This window comes from Aneurinibacillus sp. Ricciae_BoGa-3 (genome assembly GCF_028421645.1).
In the GTDB taxonomy this organism is placed as follows: Bacteria; Bacillota; Bacilli; order Aneurinibacillales; family Aneurinibacillaceae; genus Aneurinibacillus_B.
Window position 1 is genome coordinate 2,554,982 of sequence record NZ_CP116887.1, and the last position, 14,699, is coordinate 2,569,680.

General features: G+C 39.9%; 11 protein-coding genes and 4 pseudogenes. 5 read left to right on the top strand and 10 right to left on the bottom strand.

What is annotated here, in order from left to right:
• The first annotated feature begins 177 nt into the window (after positions 1–177).
• A pseudogene (gene cas5c / locus PP175_RS12930) lies at positions 178–917 on the top strand (type I-C CRISPR-associated protein Cas5c).
• A gap of 163 nt (positions 918–1,080) precedes the next feature.
• Here the strand turns inward: cas5c and PP175_RS12935 are convergent.
• The 6 genes from PP175_RS12935 to PP175_RS12960 all read right to left on the bottom strand — a co-directional run bounded on the left by PP175_RS12935 (position 1,081) and on the right by PP175_RS12960 (position 5,736).
• Entirely contained in the window at positions 1,081–1,761 is a 681-nt protein-coding gene (locus PP175_RS12935; RefSeq protein ID WP_272438770.1) for a DinB/UmuC family translesion DNA polymerase, read from the bottom strand.
• A gap of 163 nt (positions 1,762–1,924) precedes the next feature.
• A complete protein-coding gene (locus PP175_RS12940; RefSeq protein WP_272438771.1) occupies positions 1,925–2,752 on the bottom strand; it encodes an NlpC/P60 family protein in 828 nt (275 codons plus the stop codon).
• A gap of 847 nt (positions 2,753–3,599) precedes the next feature.
• Positions 3,600–4,004 carry a DUF2642 domain-containing protein gene (locus PP175_RS12945; protein ID WP_272438772.1) on the bottom strand — a complete coding sequence of 135 codons (405 nt, stop codon included), beginning with the start codon at positions 4,002–4,004 and terminating at the stop codon, positions 3,600–3,602.
• A 201-nt stretch (positions 4,005–4,205) separates the two neighbouring features.
• The gene (locus PP175_RS12950; RefSeq protein ID WP_272438773.1) at positions 4,206–4,346 is read right to left on the bottom strand and encodes a hypothetical protein; all 141 of its coding nucleotides are present in this window, start codon (positions 4,344–4,346) and stop codon (positions 4,206–4,208) included.
• Positions 4,347–4,990: 644 nt separating this feature from the next.
• Complete coding sequence (locus PP175_RS12955; protein ID WP_272438774.1) at positions 4,991–5,128, bottom strand: hypothetical protein; 138 nt, start codon at positions 5,126–5,128, stop codon at positions 4,991–4,993.
• A 215-nt stretch (positions 5,129–5,343) separates the two neighbouring features.
• A complete protein-coding gene (locus tag PP175_RS12960) occupies positions 5,344–5,736 on the bottom strand; it encodes a polysaccharide deacetylase family protein (RefSeq protein ID WP_272438775.1) in 393 nt (130 codons plus the stop codon).
• 343 nt (positions 5,737–6,079) lie between these two features.
• Between PP175_RS12960 and PP175_RS12965 the strand changes: the two are divergent.
• A pseudogene (locus PP175_RS12965) lies at positions 6,080–6,298 on the top strand (hypothetical protein); the annotation flags it as partial.
• A 306-nt stretch (positions 6,299–6,604) separates the two neighbouring features.
• A pseudogene (locus PP175_RS12970) lies at positions 6,605–6,925 on the top strand (type I restriction endonuclease subunit R); the annotation flags it as partial.
• 363 nt (positions 6,926–7,288) lie between these two features.
• Here the strand turns inward: PP175_RS12970 and PP175_RS12975 are convergent.
• A pseudogene (locus tag PP175_RS12975) lies at positions 7,289–8,516 on the bottom strand (ISL3 family transposase).
• Positions 8,517–8,948: 432 nt separating this feature from the next.
• Between PP175_RS12975 and PP175_RS12980 the strand changes: the two are divergent.
• Entirely contained in the window at positions 8,949–9,518 is a 570-nt protein-coding gene (locus tag PP175_RS12980; RefSeq protein ID WP_272438777.1) for a shikimate kinase, read from the top strand.
• A 54-nt stretch (positions 9,519–9,572) separates the two neighbouring features.
• Entirely contained in the window at positions 9,573–9,686 is a 114-nt protein-coding gene (locus PP175_RS29945) for a helix-turn-helix transcriptional regulator (RefSeq protein WP_442870370.1), read from the top strand.
• A gap of 151 nt (positions 9,687–9,837) precedes the next feature.
• On the opposite strand, the gene PP175_RS12985 is transcribed toward PP175_RS29945, so the two are convergent.
• The 3 genes from PP175_RS12985 to PP175_RS12995 form a co-directional block, all read right to left on the bottom strand.
• Positions 9,838–10,905 (bottom strand): NAD(P)/FAD-dependent oxidoreductase, encoded by a 1,068-nt coding sequence (locus PP175_RS12985; protein ID WP_272438778.1) that lies wholly within the window; start codon positions 10,903–10,905, stop codon positions 9,838–9,840.
• A 177-nt stretch (positions 10,906–11,082) separates the two neighbouring features.
• Positions 11,083–11,910 carry a C40 family peptidase gene (locus PP175_RS12990; protein WP_272438779.1) on the bottom strand — a complete coding sequence of 276 codons (828 nt, stop codon included), beginning with the start codon at positions 11,908–11,910 and terminating at the stop codon, positions 11,083–11,085.
• Between the two features lie 232 nt (positions 11,911–12,142).
• A complete protein-coding gene (locus PP175_RS12995; RefSeq protein ID WP_442870371.1) occupies positions 12,143–14,653 on the bottom strand; it encodes a U32 family peptidase in 2,511 nt (836 codons plus the stop codon).
• Positions 14,654–14,699 lie beyond the last annotated feature (46 nt).

Below are 14,699 nucleotides of genomic sequence, written 5' to 3' on the forward strand. Positions count from 1 at the left end.
CGGTTGTTAGGCGAAAAGAGGAGCACATAACATAAAAGTTTGCGTTTGGTGAAAGGAAGGTGGCTAGTCATTTTTGTCGAACTTTAGATCTTAGTAAAAAATTGATAAAGAAATCAACAGGAAAAGCAGAAGAGATAAACCATTAAATTGCAATAAAATAGAAGAGGAGGTGACTTAATGAGAAATTCAATAGAATTTGAAGTGTACGGCAACTATGCGTTATTTACCGATCCATTGACAAAATGGGTGGAGAAAAGCTAAGTTATCAGGTCCCTACCTACCAAGCACTGAAGGGCATTGTTGAATCAATTTACTGGAAACCGACGTTACTAATGGTTATCGATGAGGTGCGGGTATTGAACGCAATACGGATGGAGTCCAAAGGAATTCGCCTCATTGAGTATGGGGGAGGAAATACACTCGCCAATTATACCTATTTGAAAGATGTAGTGTATCAGGTGAGAAGTCATTTTATTTTTAACCCTTATCGACCAGATTTAGCTTTTGACCGTAACGAAAATAAACATCATAATATTCTGAAACGCTCACTACAAGCAGGAGGTCGCAGAGACATTTTTCTAGGAACGAGGGAATGTCAGGCTTATGTGGAACCGTGTGTCTTTGGCGAGGGTCCGGGATTTTATGATAATTACGGAGAGATTCATCTGGGGACGATGGTTCATGGAATTAACTATCCGGATGAAACAGGGAGAAATGAAATGGAAGTGCGTCTTTGGAATCCTGTGATGAAGAATGGTATTATCCAGTTTATTCCACCTGATCAGTGCACCCAAATCCGCAGGATAACAGGGATGGAAGCGAAGCGGTTTAGTGAAGCGAATGTTGAATCTGCTGAAAAACTGCTAAGATCAATCGAAGAGGGGGGAATTCATGAGCTGGTTGTTAAATTTATATAAAACCTACGAGTCTAACTTAGATCGTGTGGGGATTATTGAAAAGAAGCAAAACGAACAAGAATTCACGCTGTTGCCTATTGCTCATACCACACAAAATGCCCATATTGAGGTGAGCATCTCAGATCTGTTTCTTGGTTTTTGCGCGCTGCCGTTCCCCGAGATGTTACTCATAATGCCCACCTATTTTCCTGCTTCGATCAATAGCAATTGCTCCATCCGCAAGACTGGATGCCTTTAAAATCGCTTGCGTTCCGAACCGATCACGGATACCGTCAAGGGCTCGTGTTAAACTTTGTTTTCTTTCCTTTGCCCGGTAATTAAACATGTCTAACTGCACTTCATTATCTGAGCTAAAGTTAATTAACGAAACATACGCATTCCTTACACTCACACCATGCTGATAATATTTATTGAAGAGTTGAAGGCAAGCTTCGTATACCTCGTCTTCAAAATAGGTAGGGGTTTCAATGGTAACAGAGTGGGAGAAGCCGCCAGTCAATGCCTCTTTGGAATAACCAACTCCTAAATGAATGGTTCTTCCCTGCATACCGTCTGTTCTTGCACGCCTACAAATCTCATCGCACAACTCACGAATCACAATTTTAACTTCCATCGGATTACTGTAATCACGCAATAGAGTGGTTCCATTCCCATAACTTTTATGTTCAGTGTCGTAATTGGGACGTACCTGACTAAAATCTATTCCCCAGCTGTGGTTGTACAACTGAACACCCATTATTCCGAAACGCTTTTCCAGTACCTTTGGATCATAGTTAGCGATATGACCAACCTCTCGAATGCCCATCCGATGAAGATTTCTTTCCATTAGGAGACAGTTGCCCATACAGTACCTTTCCTATTACTATACATACAAGTAACAGGAATAGGTACATCATTGTCCTTGCTATTGTCATTTTCATGATGAATCCGACCTTAGAATACTGATTTTTTTCTCTAAGGAGTTCCTCAGCCACAAACTGTTGGTTCTTTGGTTGACTTTATCTATTCTAGCTGATATAACGCCTTGCCCCTGCATAACAAGCCCCATAATAATCATCACCAAAGATGTATTCAATCTGAACACCGTTTTTAGGACCCGTATCAGCATTAATCATTTGATCATTTCCAATATAAATGCCCACATGTGTGATATAAGGACAACCGTGTTCTTTGAAAAATACGAGGTCTCCCTTCCGTAATTGATCTTTTGTCACAGGAGTTCCATATTGAAATTGCCAGTTTGAAGTACGGGGAATTTTAATTCCCAATTTGCCATATACGTATTGAGTGAATCCGGAGCAGTCTAAACCAACCCAAGGAGTTGTTCCTCCCCAAACATACGGAAAATCAAATTGATCCTTTGCAACTGCGATAAGGTAATCTGCTTTTGTTTCCCAATTAGCAGTTAAAGGACCAGAGGATGGGGCAGTTGGGATATTTAGAATCCATCCCGGAAATATGCGGTCTGGTTCTTTGATTTTAGGATTTGCTATAAGCAAATAAGAAAGACTGATACCAAATTTGTTTGATATTTTCCAAAAAGTATCATCCCTTTGTACGGTATACGTTTTTCTGGATACTTCGCTCGCCGGAATTAAACCCGTCATTGGTTCATGCCCGTTTGGAAGATTAATCATCAATCCCTTCCAGATATTGCTTGTATCCACAAGTGGATTAATAGCTTTCAAATCCGATACACTTACACCTGCCATTTGGGCTAGGGACCAAAAAGTCTCGTTACCTGTTGAGGTGTATTGATCGTATGGAACTGCAAAACTTTTTCCTGGAAATAACATGAGTGTTAAAAAAGTCACGATAAAAAGTTTCGTCTTCATATTTTTTCTCCCTGATTTTCATTTTGCTTTTTAAATTGCTCAAATTAAATTGCATTATTCACACGTTATATTGTTTAAAAAAGGAGGTCCTGTACCTTAAAACTATAGGGTTAGGTATCAAATGATTCAACACTCTCATGGACACCAGATTAACATTGGCTATTTAGGGTACTGTTTGAAACAGGGGATCATCCTTTGTTATTCAGCCCAAATAAACAACGAAGGTTATGAATATGAAATGGGTGAAATAATTCAGCTTAAAATCCCAGAACTACATATATTCGCTTATGGCGGTCATAAGTCATGATAAACAAATGGGTATGCGTGTATCACGTGTAAAAATCTAATCGAAAGAAAGCCGTTACTCTAAAGGGATGTCTATTTATGTTTATCTTGTTGCAGTTTATTTTTAAAAAAAGGGGGGAAAATAAACATGGTATTATTGGAGGGATAGGTAGAAAATGACTTTTAAAACAAATGATACTGTTATACACACTTTCTTCGGACAAGGTACCATTTGTCATACTGACCAAGATGTTGTAGAAATCGATTTTAGTGGTGAAAGAAAGAGGTTCAGTATAAAGGCTATGTTAAAGGCAAATGTTATTCAAAAGTATAGAAAGTTTAAAGGTCTATGAGTAAAAGCCATAAACGTGACATATGGCTTATTCGTTTTAATCTGAGGGGAGATCGGTTAATTTGCTTTCATCCCGTAATTGCTTTACAAAATAAAGAGAGATACATTTACCACAAAGTTGAAGAGCCGAAATTAAAAGAGGGGGCCGTTCTATAATTGAAGAACGGCTTCGTTTTAAATTTGAATCTGAAAGCAGAGTCAGTTGTAACGTTAACTGATATAAATAATACCCTCCAGCCTGATATGATAAAGTTGTCCATCGTTATTAACGACAATATAATCTTCTGACACTTCTTGTAATTCTCCTTCAATTTCTTTAATCAATGTCCCCACAGAAATATGACTTGCTTTTCTTTGGTGCAAATGATTAATAAATTGTTTAGGCATTGATTTATTATCTAGGTGACTATGTTCTTCTTTAAAAATAGGGCCTTCCTTAGGAAAAAATTCACCATGTGTAATTACCTCATTCCCAAAGATAGCCTCTTTTTGAGGAACAATCTCTTGTATTACGGGTGAATATTGGACTTGACTAGAAACCGGCCGGACGCAATATTCATTCATTAAAGGGTAAGACCGATAAGGACAAACATTTTGATAAAATTGGTAATGCATTTCTTTCCTCCTGACATAGTAGAGTACACAAAGTTGGTTTTACCGTGGATAAATGGCCTCTTTTATTAGACACTTCTTCTTTATCTAATAAAAGGTAAACGGTAGTATCGATTTGTTGGAAGCTTCCTAGAACCTGACGACTACCACAGTTGTGATAGAAAATAATCGCTTCCTATCATGATGGCAAGAGGCCTTAAATTTTTAAAAGTTATTAGTTTCCGGATCTACCTTCGCTTGACGACCCCATACCTTGCCAACCTGCTCCATGTGAACCGCTTCCTGGCCAACCGTTGCCTGAGCACCTAGCTGTAGAGTATACTCCATCTGACCAACCATCTGCACCTAAGCTCTTCCAATCTGGGTGATACGAATGCTTTAAACGGTCATACAGCTGCGGGTTATCATACTTGTATATTTTCAATAACAATCCATCCAATTTGGCTTTTTTAAGCTGATTTATTAATCTATCTACCATTTTCTCGCCTTCCCAATGTTTTCCTTAGCTACGAAATTATACATATGCGGAGGAGTAAGAATATGTATGGGCGTTTGTCTATTTCTCCCTTATTATTCCGGTTATTCAGACTGGATGTTAAAAAGCGGGTCGAGTATAAAATCCGACCGAGAAAAAAAGAGCTCTCGTCCCAGATGTGATGCCATTGTGGTCCTTGTTTAAATACCAGTTAATATCTGCATATTAATTTCGTTTTCCACCACTGGCAATTCTGGAAGGATGGTCTTGACTTTGGAAAAAACCAGTTCCAGAATAAGAGGTTTAAAACAATAAGAACGGCGGGGTTAGTGGTCTTTAAAAAAAACTGGGGGTAAAATTATGAATTACGCAACAGTTGAGGTCATGCCTTTGCTTTTTTCAGGTATATCGTGTTTGCTAGGAATGATGATCGACTTTCAAACCAATGAATTTTTTGAATTCCATAAGCTTTGTATAGGGATACACCGCATAGCGAGGCAGTTCATAAAGGGCACTACCAGGATAGACTCTTCCTGGATGTTGTCGTAAAACGCCAGATGGGGAATCCTTCTTGTTTTACAAGATCAATGGTGTATGGATTGTATTGACCGTACGAATAAGCAATGTAGTTGCCATGTGTTAATTCCTTCACCGTTTTTAACCTCAGATAGCGGTTGTGTCACAAACCAGCTCTTTTTTCCCATCAAATGGTGAAACTTATGCGGATGAGTTTGATAATCAAAGACATCGCTGTATTTTAGTAGTTCAGCCCAGCTAACGGAATTTAGCTTATCGGGGTTAAACGTATCTGGTTTTTGGTTCATCGATCCTGTTATCAGAAACAGCGTCGCTTTGAGTGATAACGTCTTAGTACAGGAGCCGCGTACCGGAAATTTGATTTAATCCGTCATCGAAGGTTAAAACATTAGACCTAACTGGGAGCTTTATTTTTCTTATAACGTATTGTTCAAGCGTAGGGAGTGGAATCACCTGATATTTATTATCATGCAGGAGTTTCATTTGTGCTTGAAACTGCTCAGATGAAATAACGGCCGCGTTATTTTTTTCATTTGCTTCAAGAAGATGGTGATACATGAGCACAACAACACCTGAAACGGATGTATCCATCTTGGTTTGCTCGTCAGGTTTAGCGGGAAAAAGCGGATAACCAAAGAAGGTGGTTTCCGTTTTGGCTTTAATTGGTCCATTAAATGGCTTATGGGTAGGGATAATTCTGCAGGCAGGAAGCATGTATAACATTAGTAAAACAGCAACAATACTTTTTACTTGTTTCTCATGTTTTCATATGGATTGCCCTCATAATTTTTTTGTGAATTTATTAGTATTGTAAAATCTACTGATGGGTATTATCGTTATTAAGGGATAAGGGGGGAATATGCGATAATTTTGGACCGCTATCTGGTCTTCAATTGCTGTATTCCATTATTGGTCCTTAATCTATAAAAGTCATTCGTTCTGTGAATATTGCAGAATGGATGGCTTTTTTTCATTACGTGTATCCATAAAGAGTATTTTAACTATGCATATATATCTTATCTCATTAAAATAATAAATTTATCTTAGCTGGATAAGGAGTAGTTGCATGTCGGATATAAACCAAAGAGTAGATTCTTTAATTATAGGCATTGACGTCGGCTCAACAACCGTAAAAGCGACCGTGGTGAATCCGATAAACAAAGAAATTTTGTGGTCCGATTATCAGCGTCACAACACGAAACAGGCAGAAAAGGTCTTAGAATTTTTGATTTTTATAGGAAATGAATTTCCCCATATCAAACAAGAAAACATTCGCGTATTTATTTAAATCGGTATCACTGTCTACTCTATACATGTGGAGTGCGTGGTAGAGCTTTGGGAGGATGGAAAGTAAGGATATATAAGTAAAGAGAAGGGCATATACCACAATTGGCAGGTGCCTTTAGCAAAACCTAAATTAAGGAGTATTCACTATTGATGAAAACAGATAATTAATTTAGTGAAAAAGGCTACTTTTGTGCGAGTCTACAACAGTTTATCAATAAAAAAGAATAAAAGTAAATGAAGTTTGCATTTCAAGTAAGAAACTGGAGGAGAGGAACTTTGTCACAACTTTTGTGTCTCTCAACATGATACCAAAAAAATAGATTCAGAGGAAGACATTCTTGTAGTGAAACGACGCTTCTTCACTGAATCCTATAATAAAGCGATTGAAGAATTTGCAAAAACTTGGTTTGTGGATGAAGGGGAGCTACATTCTTCTGCTATTCAATATGTGATGGGAACAGAGCCTATTCCGAATATCGGGGGAATTATCAACAGCAAGCAATTTCATAAGTATAAAGCCGTAAATCCAGATGCAAAACCATTGAAATACGGACCAGAAATGAAGCGTCAGTGGAGAAAAACATTAGATGAAGTCATTGTACCTTTGAATGACGAGTTGAGATAAGATCGTTTTGAAGCAAATCATTTATTAAATACACAGATAAAAAAATATCTTTTTGTGAGTTATACGTATACATTTATGTCACCATTTTACGACATAAATGTATACGTATTAAAGAGAAATAGAGATAGTTTTATGTCGCAAAAATTATACGAATATGGGCTCTTCGCTAATTACCATGATTTAGAGATAATTTAAAAGATTAATAGGACAGGGAACTGTTATTGGTTAAACTCACGAAATCCGCTTGAATCCACCCGGTATATGTTTTTCTTATCCTGTTCATACTTGGAGTAGGACAGGGACTGTTATTGGTTGGACGAGCGAATGATGCTTGTTTTCATACCGGTAATTGTCCTTTTTTCTTTACTTGGCTATTTCTAACTTTCCAGCGATTAGGTAAATCATCGTCATAAGATTTTGTATCGTTCGATAGCCTCGTGCTTTACGTTTTGCTGCTTGAACAAGGCTATTGATGCCTTCCAAGAGACCATTGGTTATTTTCGACTGAAACCATTGTAAAATGCCTTGTTTGTGATGCTTAATGGTTTTCGCTACTTGAACCATCGGTTCAAGCCGGGAGCGAACAGCCCAGTTGTACCATTCTTGCAAATAAAGATCGGCTAGTAAGGCGGGCCTTGTCCAGAAATCTTGAAAAGCCAGCTTTAGATGATACGCTTTCGTCGTTTTCAGATTCATTTCTTTTAAGCGAATGAGCTGCTCTTTCTGTTTTACATTGAGATTCTTTTCATTTTTAAGCCAAACATACCGGCTTCTTTTTTAGTTCCGGTATTTCTCTTTGTTCCTGTCGACGCACCTCATCGACCGCTTCATTAATCAGCTTCAAAATATGAAACTTATCAAAGGTATGATTTGCATTAGGAAAGTGGGTTTTCACTCCTTGAATAAAAGCGGGAGATAGATCACTGCAGAATTCTTCTATTTGTTCTGCTGCTCCATTTTTCGTCTCTAATTCAGCTTTAAATCGCTTCAGTGTAGAAGCGTCTTTTCCTTCTGTAGCAAAGATGACTTTTCGCTGTTGTATGTCAACAACTAAACTCACATATTGATGTCCTCTTTTAGAGGATGTTTCATCAATGGCCACTTTCGTTACCTTTGACAAATCTTGCTTTTCGAGTTCCTTATCGACATAGAAGCGAAGAGTACGCCATAAACGGGTGTCATGTTCGCGCATAATACGAGCAGCCGCATTCACCGGCATTTCTTTTACAAGTTCTAATACCCGAAACTCGAAGAGTTCCGTAAAGCCGCTGCCTGGGCGAGACCAAGAAACAGAAGCAGCTTTCACTTTATCGCATTGCTCGCAACGTACACGCGGAAGAGGAGCATGCAGAAAAGAGGTATACTGCCAGAAATCCAAGTGTCGCCAGACACGTTCCTTTACCACGATGTCATAGAAGGGCTGGTTCTTTGTACCACAAGTGGCACAGGGAAAGTTGCCCTTACGATCAAAATCTAAATAAATATCCAAACGACCATTGTTCAAATCAAATTCCTTGCGGATGACATACCAAGGATATTCAAGTTGTAAAGCTGCTTGATACATTTCTAAGTCTTGTTCATTAGTTTTCATTGAGCTATTCCCCTTGTAAAAAGTATGATAGCTCTATCATTAACATATATGTTTCACGCTAGACAGCGAGGAAGCCGAATATGTTTATGTCGCAGAATAGAGGGAGTTTTATGTCGTTGTACAAGAACAACGAACCCAAAGTTATTGGTACGTCTGGATTTTTTATTAGTTAACATAATATATATTATCGGACGTTAAATAAAAAACAATAAAATACAATCTTTAAATCTCATTAAATCTCATTAAATCTCATTTAAAAAGATTTTTCTTGTTTTTGAGATAAAAGAAAATCAAATTGCCAAATGCATTTTTTATTGTCAATTTGCTCATGGTTATCTTTTAAAACATCTTGTAGAACTATATAATTGAATCAGTAGCATAATTGAATTAGTGGCGTTACACATTTCATCAACTAATAAATAGGAGAAACAAATGAACAACGAAATCGCGCTTCCTGTTAGAGAAAAAAATATTGTGCTTATCGGTTTTATGGGTGTTGGCAAAACAACCATTGGCCAACTTGTAGCAAAAAAACTCTATAGGGATTTTATAGATATTGATCAGTACATTGAAGAAAAATACAACATGCCGATTCCCCAGTTATTTAAAGAAAAAGGTGAACAGCATTTTCGAACGATTGAAAGAGAAACGGTTATTAATATTTGTAAAACGAATCGCTGTAAAATTGTTTCGTTAGGCGGCGGAGCGTTTCAACAGCCAGAGATCAGGAATGTCTGCCTTGCCAATTGTATTGTGCTTTTCCTTGATTTATCATGGGAATCCTGGAAAGAAAGATTGAATGTCATCATAGACAGCCGCCCAGTTCTTCAAAATCGGTCCGCAGAGGAAATTCATGGATTATTCGAAGAAAGACAGCACGCTTACTCGATGCATAATTCAAAAATCTCCGCCGATAACCAAACGCCTGATGAAATAGCCGATTATATTGTCAACGCACTTAAACTTGGATGGGATCTTTATCAACCACACCCTGATTTTTAAAGACCATTCCTTGTTATGTAAAGTTACGCCCCTCCCCCACCTATTTCTCAACGTTTGCTTAGAAAATATATTAGTATTAATACGGTAAAACGGCACATTCAAAATATTTTTAAGAAACTAGATGTCAAAACACGTACGGGTTTGCTGAGTAAATTAGATCGTTTATAAGGGTTCTTGATTTTAAATACACAGGAATAGCGCAATCTTCCATACTTGTTATGTATGTTGTAAACAAACTTTATTGTCAACATTGCTTTGTATACAACACTTTCATGTTATGGACAATAAAACAGCCCCTATACAAAGGAGCTGCACAGCATTATCCACTATGATTTTTATGCATCCAAAGCACGCCGGATTTGATAACATGTGGAATTTTGCCAAGAAGCACCTGGGAATTGATCATGCCAAAACCCGTCTTTTTGCCAAGATACCCTAATACACCCTTAAGCTTAAGCGAATGGGCTACATATTCCTTTCCCTGCCATACAGAAAGGAAATATTCGCCGAGTTGCTTACCCTGCAGGTGTGCCAGCTGTGCACTTGGAGCAAAAGCTGAACTGGCGCAGTCCCCTATTACAAATATATCATTGTAATACGGCAGCTCATAATTATCTTTAACAACGATTCGATTGAGTCGATCTGCGTTACTGTAAGCGAGCAGCGGATTTGAGACCGGATGCGGCATAATCCCTGCAGCCCACACGCATAAATCATAAGGTACCAGTGTGCCGCCTGCGTAGTAGACAGCTTTTTCATCAATCATCGTTACACTTATATTGGTCAACACGTCTATTTTTTGGTCTTCCAGGTGGGAACGTACGAATCTCTGGATTCTTTCCGGCAATGTTGGCAGTATTTCGTTTGACCTTTCAAGTAGGGTAATCTTATGTTCAGAATGCTGCTCGCTTAAATCGCTGGCCAACTCCACCCCTGATAGTCCGCCTCCCACTATTACCAAATGGGAATTAGCCGGCAGATTATCGATACTCTTTCTTGTTTTTATTGCCTTTGCAAAGGTTTGAATGCTGTTTGTATATTCTTCCGCCCACGGTACATTGAAGTAATTGTCAACACAGCCAAGCGAAACAATAAGCTGTTCGAACGAGACTTCCTGCTGTGCACAGATAACCTTATGATGGTGAATTTGAATTTCTTCCGCCTCATCCTGTATATATTCCACCTGGGGATGGGATGGGAATCGGGCCTTTACTTTGTTCTCATTAAGTGAACCGCTGGCCAGCGCATAAAATTCTGGCTTAATAGCATGATGGTTTAGTCTGTCTATTACCTTTATATGAATGTCAGGCGGGATATACGGAATCACCGTGTTAAGAAAAGATACACCTCCGTATCCGGCCCCGAGTAAAACAATTTCTTTACCCATTCTAGTCTCCCCTCTTTCATTTGCATCAAAGAGTTAAAATTCGTATTAATCATACCTTTTAAAATGTATTACTACAACGAAGATAAGTAATTTTCACAAGATATTCAAAAAAATTCTCTTTTATTCTTCAAAATATCTTCACGAAGAACAAAAGAGAATTTTTTGGGGCCATTTCATTCATAGCACACGTTTTGCGCCAAAATAGGTATAGTTCTTAAAATACCAATCCAGATCATCAATCCTGACTTTAGCCGATGCCGCATGCGCCATCTTATTGTCACCCATATAAATCCCGACGTGCGTAATCCCTCCACTATTCATGGAATCAAAGAAAAGCAGATCGCCGGGTTTTAAACTACTGACGTCATCAATTTGTGTTCCAACATTGAACTGATCAGCAGCTACCCTGGGAATATCAACTCCCATCTGCGAAAGTACATACTTAGTAAAGCCGCTGCAGTCAAACCCCTCATCAGGTGTGTTGCCTCCGTATTTATACGGTACATTTAACACATTATTTACAAGATCACCTAATGGTACGCTGCCAGCCGAAGAAGGATTCTCAGTGCCAGCTGGAGGAACTGAAAGATTTTCAGGTGAAATATGTATAGGTTGAACCGTTGTATGTATCGGCTGTGCTGGATGTATGCTGGTACTTGCGATTAACTTGGTGGTGGTTGAACTGCTCTCGGTATTATTGGCTGCCACCCGGATTAAATGAATGGGCTCCTCGGGTGCCGGGCTAACAGCGAGTGTACGGTGACCTGCTGAACGGGAAGACTTTTGGGTGGAACTCCTGGCGGGAACGGGTATTGTAAGAGCCTTTCCCACTATTATCGTGTCTTTTTTGAGATTGTTTGCCTTTTTAATCTGGTCAATTGTCACATGGAATTTCTGGCTGATTATATACAGACTATCATTCTTGACTACTTTATAGGTAGCAGCTGATACAGGCGAGGCAATGGCCATCGATAGAAGGCATAAACCAACAATTTTTGTTTTCAAATAAATCACCATCCTGTCCTATCATCTGATGTGCAATATTATCAAGGAATTTGTAAATCTATGTATTTTGAATTTGATAGAAGGGAGACATAAATAGCTATCTTCCCCCTCTATACCCTATTTTATCCTATAATCTAGCATAATGGTATGGTTAAATAGATTTGTACGCAGTAGTATATGCATAAAAAAGGGGGGTGTATTTTACTAACCCCCTTTATCTTTATACTAGTTATTACTTTTTAATTAATTGACCGCGGGTTACCCCAAGCTGGTTTGTTGCCTTAAGACTCTTCCAGACACTTGTTCCAGTCCGTTTACCGTCCAGGGCTTGCCGGTATAGCCGAATGACTTCATGCACCATTTCTTCCGACTCTTCCAGGAATTCAATTCGGAAATCCCGAACACCAAGCTCAAGAAAATGGCTGATGTACTCCGCGCCTGACTGCTCGATCGCATTATAGACAGTATTTCGGCAGCCGGTGTCTACGCGTACGGGGTGGGACATACCAATGCGATCCTGCAAAGACACACGGTGGCTTTCACATGGCCTTCCACAGTTCGTATAATCGGTTCCGTCACTTAGGAAAGTGCAATAAACACAATGTTCGGTATGAAACATGGGAAGATGCTGGTGAATAACAAGCTCAATTTTATCCACTCTTGATTTCTCAAGCATGTCCACCATCTGTTGTATATTTAAGTCATAAGAAGGCGTGACACGGGTAAGCCCCTGCTCCAAAAACACATCCACTGCTTTATGGTTGGCGATATTGAGCGAAAAATCGCCAATCAGCGGCAGGCTTGTTTGCATCTGGTTAAAATAATTAAGTGCTCCCAAATTACGCACGAGAATGGCATCTGGAGCCGCTTTAAGCATGGCGTTTAATACCCCGTTTTCGCCCGGCATGTGGATGCGCGGGGTAGCCAGTGCAATTTTCTTCCCAAACTGATGGGCCGCTGAAACGGCTGCCGGATAATCCTTAATAAATTCAAAGTCAGCGTATAGATAATCCACATCTGTCCTGGTGGCAGCGTGTATTTGTTCCATTGTTCGGCATAGCACAATAAGTTCAGGCCGGCGGGTGGTATGTTCACCAGTTAATGCTGCAGACGATTCGATAGACTCATTTTCATGTAGCGTAGTTGTTTTTGTAAACCTGCGCGGCAATTCTCTCAGCGCCATCAGCTGTTCAACGGCTGCGCGCCGAATCCTGTTAAGCTCTTTAACAGGCAGAATGACCTGTTTGTCCATCTGCATCTCCACTGTACTTAGTTCATAAACAGTGCCCCCAAGCCTTCCCCACTGATCCATCAGATACTCTTCGGTTAACGGGCGTTTGATCGCAGTTTCAAGAGGCAGCGATGAGGTAACGATAACCTTTGCACCAGTTTGTGTATCTAACCATACCGAATTCAGTGGCTTTCCTTCTGAGCCATAAGCGGTTACTGAGATAGGCGTTAACTCAAACGGACGGTCATGTTCAAAAGTTTTACGCAGTCTACGGTCAAGTTCAGGGTCATTCGTTTTCCATATTTTATCGCCTACTTGTACACGGTTCAGACGGACATCATTTCGTCCCGGAACAATCTCGATAATACCTGCAGCAACTTCTCCTTCAACTTTACGGCCGTTTTTGCGAAGGTCATAGACGCGGCCGCCTTCTTCTTTTTCCTGAGGCTTCCCTGCGTCAAAAACAATTCCATCTCCTCTTTTTAATGGAGCTTCCAGTTCGCATATAACCGCATCTTTCAGCTTCTTCTTAACCATACCCAGGTATACGCCGCGGCTTTTCGGGAACGTTCCGTCAACTAACTGCTTATTATTGGTCCCCTTCAGAAAACCATGTGTAAATCCACGGCTGAAACTTTGCTGAAGTTCACGCATGTCTTCCATTGAGGTGTGATAATTTTCCCCTTCGAAGTAAGCGTCGATGGCTCTGCGATACTTGCCGACGACATTTGCAACATATTCAGGTGATTTGAGGCGCCCTTCAATTTTAAAAGAGCTGACGCCTGTTTCAATTAACTCGGGGATTAAATCGATCGCAGCTAAATCTTTTGGTGACAGCAGATAAGCAATATCTCCCATTTCCTTCTGTACGCCATCTACAATTAGATCGTAGGGCAGGCGGCATGCCTGAGCGCACTCCCCACGGTTGGCGGAGCGTCCACCCCACATTTCAGACGTTAAACATTGACCGGAATAGGATACACAAAGCGCACCATGCACAAACACTTCGAGCGGTACGGTTGTTTTCTCGGCGATTGTCCGGATCTGCTTTAGGTTATTTTCACGGCCAAGTACGACTACTTCCATGCCGTATTCATCAACAAAATTCACTGCTTCTGGAGACGTAATGGTCATCTGGGTAGACCCATGTATCGGAAAGTCAGGGGATATTTCCCGAATTAGCTCGACAAGGCCCATATCCTGAACAATAACAGCGTCCACACCCGCTTCGATACATACATCTACAAGCTCACTGGCATCCCGCAGTTCATCCTCAAAAACTAGTATATTGAAAGTTAGATAGCCTTTTACCCCATATCTGTGGAGATAGCCCATAATTTCCGGCAGATCATCCATTTTAAAATTGTCAGCTCTGGCACGGGCATTAAATTTTTCGACGCCGAAAAAGACCGCATTGGCACCGTTAGCCACTGCAGCTTTCATACAATCCCAGTTGCCGGCTGGTGCCAGCAGTTCAATCGAATCTCTTGTAGCTTTTCTCACTCTATCCATCCTTCCGGAATTTTACGAAATCAATCAATCTTATTCTAACAGTTTT

What these genes read in the sequence shown, in the direction of transcription:
- PP175_RS12935 (WP_272438770.1), bottom strand. Translation starts at nt 1,761, where the DNA reads ATGGGCAACTGTCTCCTAATGGAAAGAAATCTTCATCGGATGGGCATT.
- PP175_RS12940 (WP_272438771.1), bottom strand. Translation starts at nt 2,752, where the DNA reads ATGAAGACGAAACTTTTTATCGTGACTTTTTTAACACTCATGTTATTT.
- PP175_RS12945 (WP_272438772.1), bottom strand. Translation starts at nt 4,004, where the DNA reads ATGCATTACCAATTTTATCAAAATGTTTGTCCTTATCGGTCTTACCCT.
- PP175_RS12960 (WP_272438775.1), bottom strand. Translation starts at nt 5,736, where the DNA reads ATGTTATACATGCTTCCTGCCTGCAGAATTATCCCTACCCATAAGCCA.
- PP175_RS12980 (WP_272438777.1), top strand. Translation starts at nt 8,949, where the DNA reads ATGAACAACGAAATCGCGCTTCCTGTTAGAGAAAAAAATATTGTGCTT.
- PP175_RS12985 (WP_272438778.1), bottom strand. Translation starts at nt 10,905, where the DNA reads ATGGGTAAAGAAATTGTTTTACTCGGGGCCGGATACGGAGGTGTATCT.
- PP175_RS12995 (WP_442870371.1), bottom strand. Translation starts at nt 14,653, where the DNA reads ATGGATAGAGTGAGAAAAGCTACAAGAGATTCGATTGAACTGCTGGCA.